The 19138-nt window shown below is 54.0% G+C and carries 16 protein-coding genes; 4 read left to right on the top strand and 12 right to left on the bottom strand.

What is annotated here, in order from left to right; translation table 11 throughout:
* Positions 1–208: 208 nt before the first annotated feature.
* The gene (locus D7X94_RS18205) at positions 209–445 is read left to right on the top strand and encodes a hypothetical protein (RefSeq protein ID WP_147401728.1); all 237 of its coding nucleotides are present in this window, start codon (positions 209–211) and stop codon (positions 443–445) included.
* Here the strand turns inward: D7X94_RS18205 and D7X94_RS12505 are convergent.
* The 6 genes from D7X94_RS12505 to D7X94_RS12530 all read right to left on the bottom strand — a co-directional run bounded on the left by D7X94_RS12505 (position 419) and on the right by D7X94_RS12530 (position 8106).
* A complete protein-coding gene (locus tag D7X94_RS12505) occupies positions 419–1837 on the bottom strand; it encodes a site-specific integrase (RefSeq protein WP_120428023.1) in 1419 nt (472 codons plus the stop codon). The two genes, D7X94_RS18205 and D7X94_RS12505, sit on opposite strands and share 27 nt — an antisense overlap.
* Positions 1838–2231: 394 nt before the next feature.
* Positions 2232–3266, bottom strand: coding sequence for an ABC transporter substrate-binding protein (locus tag D7X94_RS12510; protein ID WP_120428024.1), 1035 nt, complete (start codon positions 3264–3266; stop codon positions 2232–2234).
* Between the two features lie 33 nt (positions 3267–3299).
* The gene (locus tag D7X94_RS12515; protein ID WP_120428025.1) at positions 3300–4754 is read right to left on the bottom strand and encodes a DUF4340 domain-containing protein; all 1455 of its coding nucleotides are present in this window, start codon (positions 4752–4754) and stop codon (positions 3300–3302) included.
* Between the two features lie 4 nt (positions 4755–4758).
* Positions 4759–6414: a GldG family protein gene (locus D7X94_RS12520; RefSeq protein WP_120428026.1), complete on the bottom strand. Its 1656-nt coding sequence runs from the start codon at positions 6412–6414 to the stop codon at positions 4759–4761.
* Positions 6415–6427: 13 nt separating this feature from the next.
* Positions 6428–7135: an ABC transporter permease gene (locus D7X94_RS12525; protein ID WP_120428027.1), complete on the bottom strand. Its 708-nt coding sequence runs from the start codon at positions 7133–7135 to the stop codon at positions 6428–6430.
* Positions 7136–7137: 2 nt separating this feature from the next.
* Entirely contained in the window at positions 7138–8106 is a 969-nt protein-coding gene (locus tag D7X94_RS12530) for an ATP-binding cassette domain-containing protein (protein WP_120428028.1), read from the bottom strand.
* A 375-nt stretch (positions 8107–8481) separates the two neighbouring features.
* Here D7X94_RS12530 and D7X94_RS12535 point away from each other — a divergent pair, with 375 nt between their 5' ends.
* The 3 genes from D7X94_RS12535 (at position 8482) to D7X94_RS12545 (ending at position 11224) form a co-directional block, all read left to right on the top strand.
* Positions 8482–9768, top strand: a complete 1287-nt coding sequence (locus tag D7X94_RS12535; protein ID WP_120428060.1) for a DUF1015 domain-containing protein — start codon at positions 8482–8484, stop codon at positions 9766–9768.
* A 15-nt stretch (positions 9769–9783) separates the two neighbouring features.
* Complete coding sequence (locus D7X94_RS12540; protein WP_120428029.1) at positions 9784–10332, top strand: NUDIX domain-containing protein; 549 nt, start codon at positions 9784–9786, stop codon at positions 10330–10332.
* A 283-nt stretch (positions 10333–10615) separates the two neighbouring features.
* On the top strand, positions 10616–11224 hold the full coding sequence (locus D7X94_RS12545) for a hypothetical protein (protein WP_147401729.1): 609 nt from the start codon (positions 10616–10618) through the stop codon (positions 11222–11224).
* Between the two features lie 64 nt (positions 11225–11288).
* Here D7X94_RS12545 and gyrA read toward each other — a convergent pair whose 3' ends face one another.
* The 6 genes from gyrA to D7X94_RS12575 all read right to left on the bottom strand — a co-directional run bounded on the left by gyrA (position 11289) and on the right by D7X94_RS12575 (position 19123).
* Positions 11289–13835, bottom strand: coding sequence for a DNA gyrase subunit A (gene gyrA, locus D7X94_RS12550; RefSeq protein ID WP_120428031.1), 2547 nt, complete (start codon positions 13833–13835; stop codon positions 11289–11291).
* Positions 13836–14332: 497 nt separating this feature from the next.
* Positions 14333–16339 carry a DNA topoisomerase (ATP-hydrolyzing) subunit B gene (gene gyrB / locus D7X94_RS12555; protein WP_442857910.1) on the bottom strand — a complete coding sequence of 669 codons (2007 nt, stop codon included), beginning with the start codon at positions 16337–16339 and terminating at the stop codon, positions 14333–14335.
* 121 nt (positions 16340–16460) lie between these two features.
* On the bottom strand, positions 16461–17282 hold the full coding sequence (locus tag D7X94_RS12560; RefSeq protein WP_147401730.1) for a hypothetical protein: 822 nt from the start codon (positions 17280–17282) through the stop codon (positions 16461–16463).
* A gap of 236 nt (positions 17283–17518) precedes the next feature.
* A complete protein-coding gene (gene remB / locus D7X94_RS12565; RefSeq protein ID WP_120428033.1) occupies positions 17519–17764 on the bottom strand; it encodes an extracellular matrix regulator RemB in 246 nt (81 codons plus the stop codon).
* A gap of 31 nt (positions 17765–17795) precedes the next feature.
* Complete coding sequence (gene recF, locus D7X94_RS12570) at positions 17796–18908, bottom strand: DNA replication/repair protein RecF (RefSeq protein ID WP_243111308.1); 1113 nt, start codon at positions 18906–18908, stop codon at positions 17796–17798.
* Positions 18908–19123: an RNA-binding S4 domain-containing protein gene (locus tag D7X94_RS12575; protein WP_120428035.1), complete on the bottom strand. Its 216-nt coding sequence runs from the start codon at positions 19121–19123 to the stop codon at positions 18908–18910. The genes recF and D7X94_RS12575 overlap by 1 nt, the downstream gene beginning before the upstream one ends.
* Positions 19124–19138 lie beyond the last annotated feature (15 nt).

Here is a 19138-nt window from a genome sequence, read left to right on the forward strand (position 1 = left end):
GATTTCAACCCTCTTAAATTTTAGATTCTCATAGGGCGGCTTTCCGCCCCTGAGTGGAAGTTAACTATATACTCACACTTGAGATCAGGCGGCCAGGGGCGCCACAGGAATTTTCTGGGAATTAGCGCGGGCTTTTCGCGCCGATTTTTGCTTTTATTCAACTTTTGTTCAACTCCCCCTCCGTTTTCCACTTAAAAAGGCCGATTTTATGTTAACAAACGGCAAATTCGACCCTATTCGCGCTTTTTCGCATCTCAATTCAACTTTTATTCAACTCATTTGGAAAGAGATTTCCGGACACCTTTTTGATCCTCCTTCACGCTGGGAAGAAAAGAGAGAGCCTGAAGCAGCTGCTCCAAGCTCTCCTTCTTCCGTTTTTAGCTTTCTCCCCGCCGTTCTTTTGGCAGGTCCCGTTTCTTTATTGCCCTTTTTCTCCGGATCCTGATTTTGCCCGGCTCATAATCTCCTCCATTCTGCCGCTGATGCGGTCCTCTGCCTGCTTCATCAAGTGGCCATAAATATTCGTTGTCGTAGCCACGCTGGAATGTCCCAGCCGGTGGCTCACACTGATGCTGTCCACCCCACTGAACAAGAGCAGGCTTGTCATGGTATGCCGGAAAGCATGGGGATTCAGATGGGGGAGGCCGTGCCGTTTTTCAAAGCGAGTTAGCCAATTGCCCAGCTGGGAGGGATTCATGGGACCCCCATGTTCTCCCGTGAACATATAGGGAGAGGCCTTCCACTTTTGTCCCTGGCAGCGGATTTCCTCCTCCTGCCATTTTTTATACTCTGCCAATAAGTCGACCGTCTCTTCCGGCAGGCGCAGGGTCCGGATGGAATCCCTGGTTTTCGGCGGGCCCTCATAGAGCCCCCGGTCCGCCGCATAGTGCATGGCGCAGTCGATCCTGATGGAACGCCGCTCCCAATCCACCTTCTCCCACTTCAGTCCCAATAGTTCCCCTCGCCTGCATCCTGAAGCCAGCAGAAGGTTTATAGCTGCCCGCCATTTGATGGGTTCTGCTTCCAGAGCGTTGAGAATGGCGCCCACCTGCTCTTCCTGGAAATAATTAGGCTCTGCGCTCTCATTCCGCCGGGGCGGCACGGCCCTCCTGGCAGGGTTATACGGGATCAGAAGCTCCTTTTCCGCCTGGCCCAGTACTGTAGAAACCAACAGATGACAGTTCATCACTGTGCGGGAGCTGAGGGTCCGCTCTTTGCGCACAGGAGTAAACAGAGCGTTCACCGGCATGTCCAGCACTTCCGCGATACGCCGGGCCGTAGCGGGTTTTACCGGTTCTCCCGCCCGAAGTCGGGCCAAACTCACCCTGCCACCCCCTTTTGTGGGCAGATCCCCAAGAATCCCCCGCTCCTCGAGCGTTTTCCATAAGATAGGCTTTACCTCTTCCATTTCATTATCGTTTCGAGCCTCTGGAGAGGATAACGCCTGATAGAGCAGATTCAGGTGCTGGGGCTTGATCTCGCACAGCTTCATCGGGCCCAGTACGGGCAGTACCCTCTGCAGGCTTTGGCGGTAGTGGATTTCCGTCAGGTGCTTCATTCCCATTGTGGTTTTGCAAGAGAGCACATACTCTGCGTATTCCCCAAAGGTCTGTCGCCCGTCCCCAGCGCCTCCCTGGCGGCATCGCCGCTCGAACAGGACCGCCTGCTTTTCCGCCTCTTTCCGGGCCCGTTTTTCCCCCCATCCCTCAGGCACCCTCCAAGTGCAGGCATAGGGGGAAAGCTGCCTGCCGGTTTCCGGGTCTCGTCCGCGATAAACCCGTATGCTGTAAGAAATGATCTGCCCTTCCTTGTTTTTCCTCGCCTGTATGTTTGCCATGCCATCCAACTTCCCTTCCCGCAGGCACTTGATGGACCGAGACACTTTCAGCCCACCACAGCCCACTTTTTAAAATTAATACAGGTATAGGATAACAGGCTGTTTCCATCGCTGTCAAAACGCGGAGAGACATCCTCCTCCGGCCGCGAACGCCCCAGCACCGCAAGTCTATCCCACGGCGGGGAGTATAAATAATAGTAAATTCATAGAAGAATCGCCAAAACTGGTTCTTAAGTTAAGCGGCTCTGCCGCCTGGTTCAGAAGAGCTAGGATACCTTTTTTGAGCTGCGCTAACTATAACTATAGACCGCAAAAATCTATTCAGATTCCGCATAATAACTAAAAGTAAAACCCGCAGGGAAATCCCTGCGGGTTTTACTGACTGATTAGGAAATTACTGCTTTGGCTCACAATAATTGGCGGTTTCTAACACCTCTTCCGGCAGGTGGACATCCAGCAGAGACATAACGGCCTGGTTCACGTTCACCCTTCCACTGGAGAAGGTATAAACAGGCAGTTCCCGCACCGGGCGGCCCGCCGCCAGCTGCACGGTCATATCCGCCGCTTTATTCCCGGCCTCGGCATAGTCCACGCTGATGCCGGCCAAAGCCCCTTGCCGTACCACGTCCTCTGTACAGGAATACCAGGGCTTATGCCCTTCCTGGGCAGCTTTCGCGGTATCCGCAGCCGCTGTGGATATCGTACTGTCTACTGGGGAGAATACCGCGTCCACACTTTTACAAAGTTCTGCCATCTGGGCGGCTGCTTCTCCGGAATTTGCGGCCTGTCCTTCGGAAACAGCAATGTTCCGTTCTTCGCAGACTTTTTTGAACGCCTGCACATAGGCCGTTCCAAAAGTACAGCCGGGATCGTAAAGCAGTCCTACAGAGGCAAGCTGGGGATTTACCTGTGCCGCCAGATCCAGCGCGGCTTGAGCCGTAACCAAATCCACCACACCGGTTACATTTCCTTGAGGCTGCTCCAAGTTCTCCACACCCAATTCTCCCTGGGGATCATTTGCCAGAAGAAATACCACTTTTACCTGGGAACCTTCCGCCGCTTTTGCGGCCGCTTTCGCGGCGGGCGTAGAGATGGCTACAATAACGTCCACTTTATCTTTTACCATCTTCTGGCAGATTTCCGCCGCCTTATCTGAGTTTCCTCCCGCGTTCTGGTAGTTGATTTCCACCTTGCCGTCATCATAGCCCCACTCATCCAGCCGGTTGACAAAGGCCTCCCGGGCTTCATCCAGAGGGGCATACTCCATATATTGCACCAATCCGATATGATACGGGCCCGCAGCCTCATTTACAGGAGCATGGGAAGCCTCTGGCTCCGAGGGAGTCTCCTCTTCCTTCTGCTTGGAGCATCCGGCCAGGATGCCGGCAATCATCAGTAGCGCAAGCAGTGCGCAGGCAATTCTTTTCACAGGCTCACTCCTTTTTTAATGCCTTTTGAGATGTCAAGGCACCAGCTCCACTATGGTTTTTACTTCGCTCCCTCGTACCTGGCCGTTGAACACGCCGTTGAGCAGGGCGGCATAACGATTTTGTCCCCCGCCGCTGATGGCATACAGCTCCAGCACATCCTTGCCCCCATCAAAATACTGATATTCCACCCGGAGCGCCGGAGTACCCTCATATTCGACTGCTTCCTGAGAAAATACCGCCAGGCCGATCAGCTTCTGATAAAAAGGCTGGTAGGCCTCCTCATAGTTTACGGCATTTCCTTGGGAATCCACAACGGCGAGATCATACTTCTTTGAATCTTCTGTCGACTTCTCCTCATTGACAGTACGAGTCACGTTATATTCTTTCACCTGATCCCCATCCAAAGTAATGGTAAGTTTTTCCACATTCTGAATATGGGGAATCCAGATATAACTCATCCGCAGGCCAGTGACATTTGTCTCCGCCCATTTGTTTACCAGGCCGTTTGCCACCCGATAGATAATATCCTTGTCGTCGGCGATCATATACCGATAGCCTTCGCTGTCCTTGGCGCTGACAGCCAGCTTATGCTCGCTGTCGTTCAGGTTAAAAGCAATCTGCGCGTCCGGTTCTGTCAGACCATACTTCTCCAGCTTTTCCTCCGTGATTTTCACATCGGCGATGCCGGTTGCGGTCAGACTTTTGAGGGTAGACATTAGCTCGTTAAAGGGTGTGTTTCCCGATTCCGCCACCACCGGCTGGGTCATCAAATACTCGCTGCTGGATTTAGAACTGTATTCAATCGTGATGGGATCCGGATACTGGGCACCGCTGAAGGTAATCTCATAGAGGATATCCTGCCCGGCGCTTTCAGAGGAACTGCCATCTTCGTCCACCTTGACCTCTGTGCGGTCGGCAACGGTGTAGACGGCAAGATTGAAATATTCGAACTTGCTACCGTAGAAATTCGCAGGCACTCCGGCTACAATATATACCGTGCCGTCTTTGAGTACATAACGGCCCGCGCTTTCTCCGGCCTCGTTGCCAAGCACCAGCTTGTCGCTGCCTCCATCTTTATAGTTGATGGTGACCGCGGCCCCCTGAGAGTCCAGACCAAAGGCGCCCAAATCCTCCTGGCCGCCCAGATTTTTAGAAGCGCTCAGGTTTAGAAGCGTCCGGGCGTTGGATGAGATCTGCGCGGTGTTGAGGTCAAAACCGCTGCAATCCTCCAGGGTAAAATCAATCGCTTCGGCGGTTTTCTCTGGGATAAGCGTGAACTCGTCCTCGCTGTTTTTTATCTTGATAGACTCTACATCCGCTTCGTCCGCTTCCATTACCGCCTCTGTGGCCTCGCTGGAAGAAGAGAGAAGGGAAGAGCTCTCTTCGCCGGTATTCTCCTGGGGCATTTGCAACAGTACAAACGCCGCTCCCCCCAGAACCGCCAGCACAACAATCATGATAATAATGTTTCTTACGGTCTTTTTCATCTGCTTACAGATGCCTCCTCTTCAGGAAGATTACCAGACCGGCGGCCAGAATCACCAGCGGCAGGCCAATGGTAAACACGCCCAGGCCCAGCACCACAATAGTATTCTGGGTGGCCATCACATCCAGGGTGTTGGTCTGCACCTTCTCGGTATAAACGGTGACGGAGCTGCCATCCGTATTCGTAGAGAGCCTCAGCAGGTCGGAGATATACTGCCGGTTGCTGAAAGCCGTCTCCATGAAGGTGTCGGTAAACACCTGGGAAGAGCCAAAGACAATTACGCCCCGTTGATAGAACTTGTTGTCAAACTGGACCAGAGACGAGGACATGCTGGCCACCACCTGCTGGGAGGTGACCGGCTTCTCTATCTCCTCCTCGGCGGTATTCTCCGTAATGGTATAGGCGCTGCTGGCCGTAGTCCACAAAGCCTCCGCCCCAATCTCGCCGTTGCCGGAGAACAGGAGCTTGATGGGCACGCTGGCGGGAGATACCAGCCGGCTGTATGTGCCCTCTATAGCATCGTTGGCGGAGTCTACCAGCACATAGCTGGGATTGGCCAGGAGATACCGAGAATCGTCGCTTTCCGCCACAACCGAGCCGGTTTCCACCGCCACGCCCCACTCCTCCAGGAAGCTATTCAAATTTGGGAAGTTCCCTTGGTTGGGGTAGAAGGTTGCCAATATCATAACAGATTCCTGCCGCTCCTGGTCCGCCAACAGAGCGCGCAACTTTGCCAGCTCCTCCTCTGTATAGTCAGTGGTGGGGGTAGGGAGCATAAGAATCTGGGTGTCCGCGGGAATCTCCTCTGTGAGCAGGTCAATCTCCTCCACCTGGAAATTCTGGTCCTCCATCATCTTCAGGAAAGCCGCCATGTTAGTGGAGTTCAGCATTTCTCCGTGGCCAGTGGCAATGGTGAACACCGGGACCTTGTCCATGTTGGCAATTTCCAGGGCTCCGGCCAGGGCGCTATCCACCTTGGAGAACATATCAGTGCCGCCGGTAGTGGAATTCTGAGACAGGGAGAACATGTCGTCCACCGTGAGCACCTTATAGCGCTTGTCCGTCTTGACCATCACCCGGCCGGTAGCCAGATTTTCCTCCGCATAGCGGCTGATAAACTCTGGGTTCGTGTCCGGCTCAATAAACTCCACCTTGATATTCTGGTTAGCCTCAGCCAAACGCTCCGCCAGATTGGCCACCTGGCTATATTGCAGGCCATAGTTGGAGTAGATGGTATCGTTGCGGTAAGATTCTTCCGCGCCGATGAGATAGATAATCGTTTCCTGCTCTATGCTTTTGGCCACATCCGCCGCCTGCTCAGAGAGGGTGTTCATCTTCTGGGCGGTCAGGTCCACGTTCATAGAGGGAAAACGCTCTGACAGAATGGATACCAGCAGGTTCACCACCACTACAATGGCAATAAACACCACCGTCATCACGGTAGCCATACCGCCCCGCTTGAATTTATTTCCCCGGAAGAAAGATCCCTTCCTTTTTTGGCCGGGCTGAGCCTTGGGCTCGGGCTTTCCCTCCAATTCCTCCTGGAGGACGGCCTCTTCCACCTCAGGCTCCTGCTCGGGGGCATTCCCCTGTTCCGTTCCAGCCCGGGCGTTTTCCTCTATGGTTTCCAGATTTTCCTGGTTCTGATTTTTTTCATCCATTTTTTTATCCTCCTTAACTCCAGCGGCGGCTCTCCACCCTGCGGGCGGTGAGGAAAATGAAGATGGCGATTACGCTTAGGAAGAATACCATGCTGGATACACTGAACAGTCCCTGGGTAAACATAGTATAACGGTTGCTGAAAGAAATCCAGCCCACCACCGTGGCGACTACCGCATTATTCATAGATGAGGCCAGGGAATCGATATACATCAGAAACACCGAAACGGCAAAAGTACCGATGGCGGCGATAATCTGACTGATGGTCAGGCTGGAGATGAACACGCCGATAGAGATCATGGCCCCGCCGTACAGAAGAGTGCCAATATAGTTGCCCAGGATCTCCCCCCAGCTGGGGCTGGCGAAGAAACTCATGGCTACCGCAGGCAGCAGCCCAATAGTAGAAGCGATGAAGAACACAAAGAAGCACGCCAGAAATTTTCCGCCTACAATGGCAGTGACTCCCACGGGAGCGGTAAGCAGAACCTGATCGGTTTTGTTTTTCTGGTCATCGGTGAGGCTCCTCATGGTGATAATGGGAATCACCAGCATAGAGAAGCTAAACATGCTGCCATAGACGTACCGGGAGATATAGCTGGAGGATCCCTGGGCCATGACCATGAAGTAGAACAGGCCATAGAGAGCGGCTAAAGCCGCCACACAGACATAGCCGATGGGGGAGTTGAAATAGGAGCGCAGCTCCCGCTTGAATATCGCGTTCATTTTCAGTTTTCTCCTTTCTCGCTGTCCGTGCCGGAGGCGCTGTCCGTGCTGGTCAGCTGCAGGAACAGGTCCTCCAGAGTAAGGTCGGTATTTTTCAGGGCCAGCACCGGCCAGCCTTTTCTGGCCATCAGGGCGAAGAGATCCCGGCGGATATCCGTATCCTGCTCAGACTCCACGCTGAAGTCAAAGGCGCCCGGCTCCTTCTCGCCCAGAGAATACACATCCGTCACATGATCCAGGGCCTCTATGGCGTGGAGAATCTCCCGCTCAGGCCCCTCGGCCCGCATGATGAGCCTATGGTCCTGAGAAAGGTCGTGGGCCAGGGTGTCCGTGGCGCCGTCGGCCACCAGCTTGCCATTGTTGATAACGATGATCCGTTCACACACGGCCTGCACCTCCGGCAGAATATGAGAGCTGAGGATCACCGTGTGGTTACGGCCCAGGTTCTTGATCAAGGTGCGGATCTCGATGATCTGCTTGGGATCCAGGCCCACGGTGGGCTCGTCCAGAATCAGCACCGGCGGGTTGCCGATCAATGCCTGGGCAATGCCTACCCGCTGCTTGTAGCCCTTTGAGAGGTTGCCGATGAGGCGAGTGTACACGTCGCTGATCTTCACCAGCTGGCAGATTTCTTCCAGGTGCTGCTGCCGGGGCTGGGTGGCCTTTTTCAGCTCATACACAAAATTGAGATACTCTTTCACCGTCATGTCCAAATACAGAGGGGGCTGCTCCGGCAGATATCCAATCAGCTTTTTCACCTCGTTGGGGTCGTCCAGGGTGTTCTTGCCCGATACGGACACGCTGCCCTCTGTGGCGGACAAATATCCGGTGATAATGTTCATGGTGGTGGATTTTCCCGCGCCGTTCGGCCCGAGGAAGCCCACGATCGAGCCCTCTTCAATCGTGAAGCTCACATGGTCCACCGCCAGGTTCGCGCCGTAGCGCTTCGTCAGATTCCTGACCTCTACCATTTCCGTGATTCCTCCTGTTTTGTGAAACTTTCTATAGTATGACAAAAAAAGCGCCTTTTGTCAAGCCTGCCGCTGGGGATGGAAAGACCTTGAGGGCGTTGCCCTCAAACTCCCACCGCCTTTGAAAAGGCGGGCGAAACTTTTACATTGGTTAGTATTGACCGATCCAGCTGGTCTTAAGCTGGCGAGGGTGTGGGGCGCGGAGCCCCACGATCTTGCCGTAGTCGCGCCTTTTGCGACGGAGGCCAACCATTATTATTCATCCAAAGTATACCCCTTGATTGTGAATATTGCGTGAAATCCCGGTGATTCTTGTTGACGGGAGGGGCGATTGCGATTACAATGAGAGAGGAAAAAAACAAAGGAGGAATCCCCATGGCAGACATCAGACCCTTTCGGGCGCTCCGCTATGACACAACTAAGGCCGGAGGCATAGAGGAGCTCACCTGCCCGCCCTACGATATTATCAGCGAGGCCCAGCGCCAGGAATACCTTGCCCGCAATCCCCACAATGTTATCCGCCTGGAGCTGCCCAAGGGGGAGGACCCCTACGGCGAGGCCGCCCAAACCCTCTCCAGCTGGCTGGAGGAGAGGATCCTGAAAACCGACATGGATCCGGGCCTGTACATCTACGAGCAGGAATTTCTGAGCAAGGTGGACAAAGGGGAGAGGAAGGTCCTGCGGGGGCTGATCTGCCGGGTGCGCCTGGAGGAGTTCGCCACCGGGGTGGTCCTGCCCCACGAGGAGACCCTCAGCAAGGCCAAGGAGGACCGCTTCCGCCTGATGGAGGCCGCCCACTGCAATTTCAGCCAGATCTACTCCCTCTATCAGGACGAGGGCCATGTGACCCGGAAGCGGCTGGACAACCTGGCCGCTGGAACCGTCCCCCGCTATGATTTCTCTGACGGGCTAGTCACCCACCGGCTTTGGGTGGTAAATGACCCTGCCGCCATCGCGGCCATACAAGAGGATTTTGCCGGACGAAAGCTCTATATCGCAGATGGCCACCACCGCTACGAAACCGCCTTGAACTACCGCCGGCATCTGGAGGAACAGGGGCAATACTGCCCGGGAGCGGACTTTGCGATGATGATGCTGGTGGACATGACGGACGAGGGCCTGATAGTCTTTCCCACCCACCGATTGGTGAGAGGACTGGAAAACTTTGAGAGTGCCTCTCTTCTGGCTGCCTGTGGGGAACTCTTTGATATTTCTCCAATCGAGAATCTTGAATCTGCCCAGCTTGGCCTGGATGAGGCTTATGCCCAGGCCAAGCACGCTTTCGCCTATTTTGATGGAAGCCAGTGGAGCCTGCTTACCCTGAAAGATCTCTCTGTGATGAATGCCCTTCTGCCAGACAAGAGCGCCGCCTCCCGTGGGCTGGACGTGAGCATCCTACACACCCTGGTTCTGGAGCGGATTCTCAAAATCGACAAAGAGAACATGGCCCGTCAGTTGAATCTTACCTATACCCGCTCTGGGGAAGAGGCCGTAGAGTCGGTGGAAAAGGGGGAGAGCCAGTGCTGCTTTCTGCTGAATCCCACCCGAGTGGAGGAGATCCGGGATGTGGCGGCCTGCGGGGAAAAAATGCCCCAGAAATCCACCTATTTTTATCCCAAGCTCATCACCGGTCTGGTGATGAACCACCTAGAGAGAAGCTGAAAGGAAGGAAAACCATTGAAACTTTTTGAGAAAACTCTGAGCAGTGAAACTATCTACGATGGCAGGATCATCCACGTCCATGTGGACCAGGTAGAGCTGGAGAATGGCCATACCACTATGCGGGAAGTGGTAGACCATCCCGGTGGGGTAAGCGTAGCCATTCTCACAGAGAAGAATGAGCTGATTTTTGTGCGGCAATTCCGGTATCCATACAAAAAAGTGCTGTTGGAGCTTCCCGCTGGAAAACTGGAGCCCGGCGAAGATCCATTCGAGGCCATGAAGCGGGAGCAGCTGGAAGAAACCGGCACCACCGGGGAGAACTACATCTCCCTGGGAGAATTGTACCCCACCGGCGGCTACTGCGGGGAGATCATCCGGCTGTGGGCCTGCCGCGCTGTAGGCCAGAAGCAGGACCTTCACCTGGACCCGGACGAGTTTCTCTCCAACGAGAAAATTCCCCTGGAAAAGGCCGTGGAGATGGTGTGCGACAATGAAATTCCAGACGCAAAAACCCAAGTTGGTATCTTGAAAACCGCCGCGCTGGTGAAAAAGGGCCTGCTTTAAGACCTTGGAGGTTCTGGGCCTCAGCTGCCGGTTCGGTCGGGTCAGAACAATCGCCACTGGACCGTGCAAAGTCACTCCTCATTTCATTCGTCGTGAATGTTTTACGGTTTTTGGCTGAGCTGACCAGGGTAAAATATTTCGTAGAATTCGTAAAACGAAGTCTTACCTTTCTCAAAGGTTGCGTGGTATGGAGCGGAGCTCCACGGTCTTGCCACAGTTCGAAGCATGGAGGCCACACAGTATTCCTACAAAAATTTTTATTCTGAAAAGGAGCGTTATGCCCGTGAAAAGACAAAAACTCGCCGTCCTGCTGGCGGCTTTCTGCCTGATGCTGCCCTTTCTACTTTCCGGTTGCGAGGGCCAGGGAGAACCGGAATCCAGCGTCTCTTCCCAGGAGGCCAGCCCTACGCCTGAACCCACCCCCACTCCCGAACCTACGGCGGAACCTACTCCAGAGGCCAGTCCTACCCCAGAACCCAGCTCCGGGCCTAGTTTTGAGGAGGTGTTCGCCGACAATATGATAGACGAAAAATTGGCAGAGGACCTGGACAGCGCGTCCTCAACCAACGCTATTCTTACCGCCTACAGCAATGCTGCCAAGAGCTGGCAGATTGCGATTCCCTCTTTCTATACCTCTGCTCTGGAGGTTCTTTCAGACAATGACAAAGAATCCCTGCGTCAGGAACACGGAGACTGGCAGAATACCGTGGAGGAAGAGGTAGATCAAATTCTTCTGGAAAGAGGTGAGGACAGTGACAGCCAAGTCAGCGCTGCCATAGCGATTATGAAGAAATATCGGGACCACGCTCAAGCTCTCTGCGAAATCTGCTTCTCCGGAAAAGGGGAGTTACCCGACTTCGACGCCGCCCTAACTGCCGGGCCCATGGGATGAGACAATTACAGATATAGTAAACAGAAAAGAGCCCCCAAGCTGGGAGCTCTTTTTTGTTTATTTGTCAGTCCTCCGGCAAAGAAGTTTCTTCCAAGTTTTCCTCTTTACCGTCTATCTCTTCTGAAACAGCGCCTTCTTCACCGGGCTCCGGCTCTTCCTCCTTGGGAGCGCTAGTCAAAGTGACCACTTTGCTGCCCTCCTGAATTTTCATCACTCGCACGCCCTTGCTGGGCCGGGCACACTGGCGGATATCGGCCGCCGGGATCCGAATGATAATGCCATCGCTGGAAATCAGAATAATGTCCTCCTCCGGGGAAACCACCTTGACACCCGCCACAGCGCCGAACCGGTCAACATGATAGTTAATCAGGCCTTTTCCGCCCCGCTTCTGTACCCGGTATTCCTCCGGCAGCGACAGCCGTCCGAATCCCGTCTCCGTAACGGTCAGCACCAATTGTCCCTCTCGGATCACATCCATGCCTACAATGGAGTCTCCCTCATTCAGACTCATTACCTTGACGCCTCGGGCAGTCCGGCTCAGCTCCCGAATCTCCGTCTCATTCATCCGCAGAGCCATGCCATTTTTGGTGGCGAAAAGCAGATCGTCATGGCCCGTGGTAGCCTGCACCCAAGCTAAGTAATCCCCTTCGTCCAGGTCCACCGCAATCAGTCCGGCCTTACGCACATTCTGGAATGCGGACAGCTTTGTGCGTTTTACCACGCCGTTTCGAGTGACCATAACCAAATAGCAATCCTCATCCACACTGTCCAGATGCAGAACAGAGGTAATTGTCTCTTCCCCTTGCAGAGGTAGCAGGTTACGGATGTGCATTCCCCGACTGGTGCGGGAGCCCTCGGGCACCTCGTAGCACTTCACCCGGTACATCCGGCCCAGATCGGAGAAAAAGAGGATATAGTCATGGCTGCCGGTGACAAAAATATCGGAAGCCGCATCCTCTTCCCGACGGCTCATGGCAGAGATGCCCCGACCGCCCCGCTTCTGCGTCTTATAGGTCTCCATTTTCTGCCGCTTCACATAGCCATACTGGGTAAGAGTGAGCACGCATTCTTCTACCGGGATCAGATCCTCCACGTCCACCTCGCCGCTGATAGCCGCGATCTCCGTGCGCCGCTCGTCTCCAAAGCGCTTTTTCATATCCAGGGCTTCATCTTTGACAATCGCCAAACGGCGGTTCTCACTGGTTAAAATATCGTTCAAGTCGGCGATCTGCTCATACAACTCATTTAACTCTGTCTCGATCTTCAAAATTTCCAACCCCGCCAACTGGCCCAGCTGGAACCGGCAGATGGCCTCCGCTTGGGGGTCGTCAAAGTCGAAATGCTCCATCAGCGCGGCCTTGGCCTCGGGGCGCCCTCCCTTGCAGGAGCGGATTACAGCAATGATCTCGTCCACAATGTCAACGGCCCTCTTTAGACCTTCCAGGATATGTGCCCGATCCTGGGCCTTTTTGAGATCGAACTGGGTGCGCCGGGTGATGACCTCCATCTGGAATTCTACGTATTTCCGCAAAATTTTTTCCAGATTGAGGATTTCCGGACGGCCGTTTACCAAAGCCAGCATAATGACGCCAATGGAAACCTGCATCTGGGTCAAGGAAAAGAGATGATTCAGCACGATCTGGGGAGAGGCCTCCCGCTTTACATCAATGACGATGCGCATACCCTCCCGGTCGGAGTGGTCGTCCACATTGGTAATACCCTCAATGCGCTTATCTTTCACCAGATCGGCGATACTCTTAATGAGCTCCGCCTTGTTCACCTTGTAGGGAATCTCTGAGACGATGATTTTGGACCGGCCAGACTTCTCGTCCTCCTCGATCTCCGCCCGGGCGCGGACTACCACTTTTCCTCGGCCTGTGGCATAGGCCGAGCGGATGCCGCTGCGGCCCATAATGATGCCGCCGGTGGGAAAGTCCGGCCCTTTAATGTGCTCCATCAGCTCATCCAGGGTGGCCTCGGGGTTGTCGATATAGCAGCAGACGCCGTCCAACACCTCATTCAAGTTGTGGGGAGGCACATTGGTGGCCATACCCACGGCGATACCCATAGAGCCGTTCACCAGCAGGTTAGGAAAATGGCTGGGAAGCACCTCGGGTTCCTTCAGGCGGTCGTCATAGTTGGGCTTAAAGTCAACCGTATTTTTACTGATATCGTCCAGCATCGCCACAGAGAGCTTAGTCATTCTAGCCTCGGTATAACGGGGGGCGGCGGGGGGGTCTCCGTCCACAGAGCCGAAATTGCCGTGGCCGTCTACCAGCATGTACCGCATAGAAAAATCCTGAGCCAGGCGGACCATGGCGTCGTATACCGCCGCGTCCCCATGGGGATGCCAGGAGGCCAGGGTCTTGCCCACGGTGTCCATACACTTGCGGTATGCCGCGTCTGGCCACAGGGAATCCTGGTACATCTGGTAGAGGATTCGCCGGTGCACAGGCTTCAGGCCGTCCCGCACATCCGGCAAAGCGCGCTGCACAATTACAGACATGGAGTAGTCCAAAAATGACTGCTCCATCTCCTTAGTCAACGCTACATCGATAATTTGTCCGCCCGGCTCTTCTGGGGGCGTGCCGTTGTTTTCCAATTCAGCCATCTGCTATTCTCCCTCTTTATGGATAGAAGCCGCGCCCAGAGCCGGCTGGTTCCGGGACTAGGCCCTTTTTTCTCAGTTGCAAAAGAGTTTCACCTCGCACGGCGAGATGAAACTCTCCGCGCCCTCTTACAAGAGTTTTGCTTTGCAAAACTCGGATAGTTAAACCGAGCAGAGCGAGTGTTAACTTTTATTCACACACCAAAAAATGAGCTTCTCAGGTGTTTAAGGTCAAGAGATTAAGATCTTGAGGGCGTTGGGTCTCAGCTGTCGCTTCGGTCGGTTCGTAGCTTGTCTGCTCCTGGCAGACACTCACCCCTCAAACTCCCATGAGCTTTTGAAAAAGCTCGCGCAAAACTTTTATGGTTGTTCGGTAAGCTCGACAAAAATACGTGAATTGTCTGCGACGAACGAAGTGAGGAAGCAGGGTAAAAGTTTTGTCCACTTTTTCAAAAGTGGCGGGGTTCTTAGGGGCGGAGCCCCTAAGCCGCCGGAGGCCCCTAGACGTCCCAGTTAGCCTTCTGGGCGTTCTCTACGATGAAATCCCGTCTGGGCTCCACCTTATCCCCCATCAGAATGGTGAACACCTGATCCGCCCGGGCGGCGTCGTCCACCTCCACCCGGCGCATGGTGCGGGCGGCGGGGTCCATGGTGGTCTCCCACAGCTGAATGGGGTCCATCTCGCCCAAGCCCTTGTACCGCTGAATGGGACAGTTGCCCCCCAGCTCCGCGATGATTTTGTCCCGCTGGGGGTCAGAAAAGGCGTAGTAGTGCCGCTTGTTCTTGGTGATCCGGTAGAGCGGCGGCTGGGCCAGATACACATGCCCCTGCTCCACCAAAGGCCGCATGAACCGGAAGAAGAAGGTGAGCAGCAGAGTGCGGATATGGCTGCCGTCCACATCGGCATCCGCCATGATGATCACCTTGCCGTAGCGCAGCTTGCTGATGTCGAAGTCCTCGCCAATACCCGTGCCCAGGGCTGTCACCACGGGCATGAGCTTTTCGTTGGAATAGACCTTGTCTAGCCGGGCCTTCTCCACATTCAGCATCTTTCCCCAAAGGGGAAGGATAGCTTGGAATTTCCGGTCCCGCCCGCCTTTGGCGGAACCGCCGGCGGAGTCTCCCTCCACGATGTAAATTTCGGTCTCCTCTGGGTCCCGGGATTGGCAATCCGCCAGCTTGCCCGGCAGGGAATTGCTTTCCAGCGCGGTCTTACGCCGGGCCAGCTCCCTGGCCTTTCTGGCGGCCTCCCTAGCCCGGGAGGCGGTGAGAGCCTTATCAAAAATCGCCCGGGCGGCGGCGGGGTTCTCCTCCAGATACTCCATAACGCTCTTGTAGATCAGGTTGCTCACAAGGCCACTAATCTCCGTGTTGCCCAGCTTTGCCTTAGTCTGGCCCTCGAACTGGGCCTCCTTCAGCTTCACGCTGATCACACAGGTCAGTCCCTCCCGCACGTCCTCGCCGGAGAGATTCTTGTCGTTCTCCTTCAAAATATTGTATTTTCTCGCGTACTCATTCATAGCCCTTGTGAGCGCGCGCTTGAAGCCATCCTCATGGGTGCCGCCGTCCACGGTGCGGATATCGTTGGCGAAGGAGAGGATCAGCTCATTGAAGCTGTCCGTATACTGCATGGCAACCTCGGCGGTGGAATTGTTGTCCGCCGCCACTGTGGAGAAGTGCATGATATCCGGGTGAATGACCTCCACTGCCTTTTTCTTGTTCAGATAGTCCACAAACTCCCGTATGCCGCCCTTATAGCAAAAGCTGTTTACCACCGGGCGCTCCAAGTCCCGCTCCTCGGAAATCCGCTCCTCCGGGTCCCGCTCGTCTATCAGCTCGATGGTGATTCCCGCGTTGAGGAAAGCCTGCTCCCGGATCCGGGTCTGCAAGGTCTCGTAGCTATATACCGTGGTCTCCTTGAAGATCTCCGGGTCTGCCTGGAAGCAGATCACAGAACCGTTGCTGCTGCCCTCGGGAGCCGGGCCCTTTTCGATGAGCTCGGTGACGGCCTTGCCCCGCTCAAAGCGCTGATAATACCGCTCGCCGTCGGTGATGACCTCCACCTCCAGCCAGGTAGACAGGGCATTCACCACCGAAGCGCCTACGCCGTGGAGGCCACCGGAGACCTTATAGCTGCCCCCGCCGAATTTTCCGCCTGCATGGAGGATGGTAAAGACCACGGTCACCGCCGGCAGACCTGTTTGGTGTTGAATTCCAACAGGAATTCCCCGGCCATTGTCTGATACATAGACTACGTTTCCCGGAAGCAGCTTCACCACAATTTTATCGCAGAAGCCAGCCAAAGCCTCGTCTATGGCGTTATCCACAATTTCATAAACCAGGTGGTGGAGCCCCCTCGGCCCAGTGGAACCAATATACATACCAGGCCGTTTACGAACAGCCTCTAAACCTTCCAACACCTGGATCTGGTCGCTGTCATAGGCCTGATCGGTTTTCGTCATGTCGTTTATCTCATTGACCGCGTCAATTTCATTTTCTTCTTCCATGACTTCATTCAAATCCTTATTATCCAAGAAAAACTGCCCTCCACCCTAGAGTCTGTCTTAGAACTCCGCATACAATTACCTATTCTATCATTCTAACAGATTTTTTCAGATTTGTAAAGCACTACCGCTGGTTTTGACTATTTTTACCAAGTTCATTTCCTCTTCTCTGCATAGAGGCAGAATCTTGATAGCGGTTTAAATAACCGCTATTCTGAACAGGAGCTCCTGCACTGCCCACTACTCCGGAATGCCGGCTGGGTTCTCTATTTTGCACAGACACAGACCGATACTGCTGCTGGGCGACCGCCCCCTGTTGGGCAAAACTCATCCTCTGTTGAGAGGACTGAACCGGTCTTTGTACAATTTTTTGCTGTTGGGCCGCAGGATACGCCGCCGGACGCTGGAGGTGCTGGACCGACTGAGCCGGAACACGCTGCTGGGGCACATAGGACGACGGTTGGGCCCGGGGGACAGAAGGGGCTTGCTGTCTCGGTGCCTGCTGCTGTGGAGCTTGAACTCCATTGGCCGGGCGGGAAATGCTTCTCATCCGCTGAATCTGCTGGCTGTTTTCCACCTCTGCCTGCTGTCTGGCCCTGCTGAAAGCCTCTTGATTTACCACACTCTGGCGGGAATCCTGCTGGAGAACCGGGCCTGCCCGGTGAGAACTTCTGGGCAGGTAGCTGTCGTCGTCATAATAATTCTGATTTGCCTGGGCAGTGGGAAGGGGTTCCCTATCAGCGCGTCCCGGACGCTTTTTACCATACTCCGATTTTGAAACTTTTTTTATCACCGGCTTTTCCAGATAGACCATAAAGAGACTGAACAAAAAGAAAATTGCAAAAGGGATGAATACATAGAGAGCTGTTTTTAATTCTATATCATCCAAAATAAATTTATGGAAAAAATAGATCACTCCGCTGGCAGAGACGGCCAGCAGCGCCAAAACATAAATCAGCGGAGACAGATAAATATTAGAAATTCCAGCGCATCTGGGGCACTGGTATTCTCCCTGCCGCTTCAGTGACCAGGTTCGGATCAGATTCACCCGCTTTTTGCAATACGGACAAGTAGGCACTCCGAAATAACGCATTTTTTCAAAACCATCCCTTTCTGCTATACTTTCTGGAAGATAGGTGTATATAAGCCGCTTTCTTTACTAAAAGCACGCTTTTTCCTTGTTTAACGCGCCCTGCGAAGGAGGGTAGCCGGAGACATTTGAGAAAGATATACCATTTCCACGCCGGCATCCTCACATACAATAAAAGACTTGGGCAGCTCCGTGCTCACTTCCACAACCCGGCACTCTCGCTGAGCTTTCGCTAAAAATTCCCGAGTTGCTTTGGAAACCGTGGAATTATCCAAATCAAAAACGCCTATGATTCGGTCTGTCATCACAATGGTATCTTGCCCCAAATGCAGGTACATTAGTAAAATTTTTCCTTTCCACTTTAAAAAATTAAAGCTCCTCGGGAAATATTACTCCCTTTTCTACCCGGAAACGCATCCCATTTTCCATCAGGCTTACTGTCTCCGGACTACAGCAGGTAATAAATACCTGCTGGCCCTGAAGATGGTTTAATAAGTAATCCTGGCGTTCCTGGTCCAGTTCGCTCATTACATCGTCTAAAAGCACGATGGGCGGTTCACCAGAAAAATCCGTCAAAATCTTCGCTTCCGCCAGCTTCATGGCCAGAACCGCGCTGCGCTGTTGGCCCTGAGAGCCGTAAATCCGGGCGGAATTTCCATCTATGGTAAGGGCAAGATCATCTCGATGGGGTCCTATGGAAGTAAAGCCCGTCCGGGCGTCTGAAGCCACGGTTCTCTCCAGCTCCTGAAGAAATAGGCTCTCTATTTCTTCCTGGCTGGCTCCGTCTTTAACAGACGGGCAATAGCACACCTGTATTTTTTCCCGACCCCGAGCGATCCCGCTGTAAATCTCCTGAATATCCGGTTCAATTTTCTCAATAAAACGTCCACGCTCCAATATAACCTGGGTTCCCAGCTTTACAATCCTCGCATTCCACAATTCCAAGGTATCCGGTATGTTTGCGTTCTTGGCAATCTCCTTCAGCAGAGCGTTTCTCTGCATCAGAGCCCGGCGGTAATTGTTAAGCAGAGCCGCGTATCCCGGCTTAATCTGGCACAAGGCGGTATCAATATAATTTCTCCTGTGAGCGGGCCCCTCCTTAATCAGCAACAAATGCTCCGGAGAAAAAATCACCGCCCGCACCTTCCCCACCAGAGCTGTTCCGGAGTTCTTTTTTACCTCATTGATCCAGCTTGTCCGCCGTCCGTTCTCGATTTGCAGCACGGCGTTCTGTTCTCGCTCCTCACTGAAGAAGTCCAACTCCAAGGCCGTGCCAGGGGTATTTTTCCCAGTTTCCGGATCCAGCCGGGGCAATTCGGTATCCCTGGCCCCTCGGAAGGAATGGCCTCCTGTAAAAAGCCAGATCGCCTCCAACAGATTTGTCTTTCCCTGGGCGTTTCCGCCATAGATGACGTTCACATCCTCACAGGGAAAAATCTCCTCCTCCTCCAGGTTCCGGAAATTCCGGACCTCAAATCGCATCACGAACATCTCTCTACCCTGAACTTTCTCCCGGCGGCTTCCACCACATCGCCATCCCGCAGTTTTTTCCCCCGCATCAGGCAGACCGCTCCGTTTACCGATACCGCTCCATCCTGTACGGCCGCTTTTGCCTGCCCGCCGGTGACTACCAGTCCGCTCAGCTTTAAAAATGAATCCAATTTAATATATTCAGTATCTATCTGAATGTTTTCCATCCATACCCTCCGTTT

The organism is Acutalibacter sp. 1XD8-33, from assembly GCF_003612555.1.
Taxonomy (GTDB): domain Bacteria; phylum Bacillota; class Clostridia; order Oscillospirales; family Acutalibacteraceae; genus Acutalibacter.

Bases quoted from the DNA above. Each gene is read 5' to 3' on its own strand.
- D7X94_RS18205 (WP_147401728.1), top strand. From the start codon at position 209: ATGTTAACAAACGGCAAATTCGACCCTATTCGCGCTTTTTCGCATCTC.
- D7X94_RS12505 (WP_120428023.1), bottom strand. From the start codon at position 1,837: ATGGCAAACATACAGGCGAGGAAAAACAAGGAAGGGCAGATCATTTCT.
- D7X94_RS12515 (WP_120428025.1), bottom strand. From the start codon at position 4,754: ATGAAAAAGACCGTAAGAAACATTATTATCATGATTGTTGTGCTGGCG.
- D7X94_RS12520 (WP_120428026.1), bottom strand. From the start codon at position 6,414: ATGGATGAAAAAAATCAGAACCAGGAAAATCTGGAAACCATAGAGGAA.
- D7X94_RS12525 (WP_120428027.1), bottom strand. From the start codon at position 7,135: ATGAACGCGATATTCAAGCGGGAGCTGCGCTCCTATTTCAACTCCCCC.
- D7X94_RS12530 (WP_120428028.1), bottom strand. From the start codon at position 8,106: ATGGTAGAGGTCAGGAATCTGACGAAGCGCTACGGCGCGAACCTGGCG.
- D7X94_RS12535 (WP_120428060.1), top strand. From the start codon at position 8,482: ATGGCAGACATCAGACCCTTTCGGGCGCTCCGCTATGACACAACTAAG.
- gyrA (WP_120428031.1), bottom strand. From the start codon at position 13,835: ATGGCTGAATTGGAAAACAACGGCACGCCCCCAGAAGAGCCGGGCGGA.
- gyrB (WP_442857910.1), bottom strand. From the start codon at position 16,339: ATGGAAGAAGAAAATGAAATTGACGCGGTCAATGAGATAAACGACATG.
- remB (WP_120428033.1), bottom strand. From the start codon at position 17,764: ATGTACCTGCATTTGGGGCAAGATACCATTGTGATGACAGACCGAATC.
- recF (WP_243111308.1), bottom strand. From the start codon at position 18,908: ATGCGATTTGAGGTCCGGAATTTCCGGAACCTGGAGGAGGAGGAGATT.
- D7X94_RS12575 (WP_120428035.1), bottom strand. From the start codon at position 19,123: ATGGAAAACATTCAGATAGATACTGAATATATTAAATTGGATTCATTT.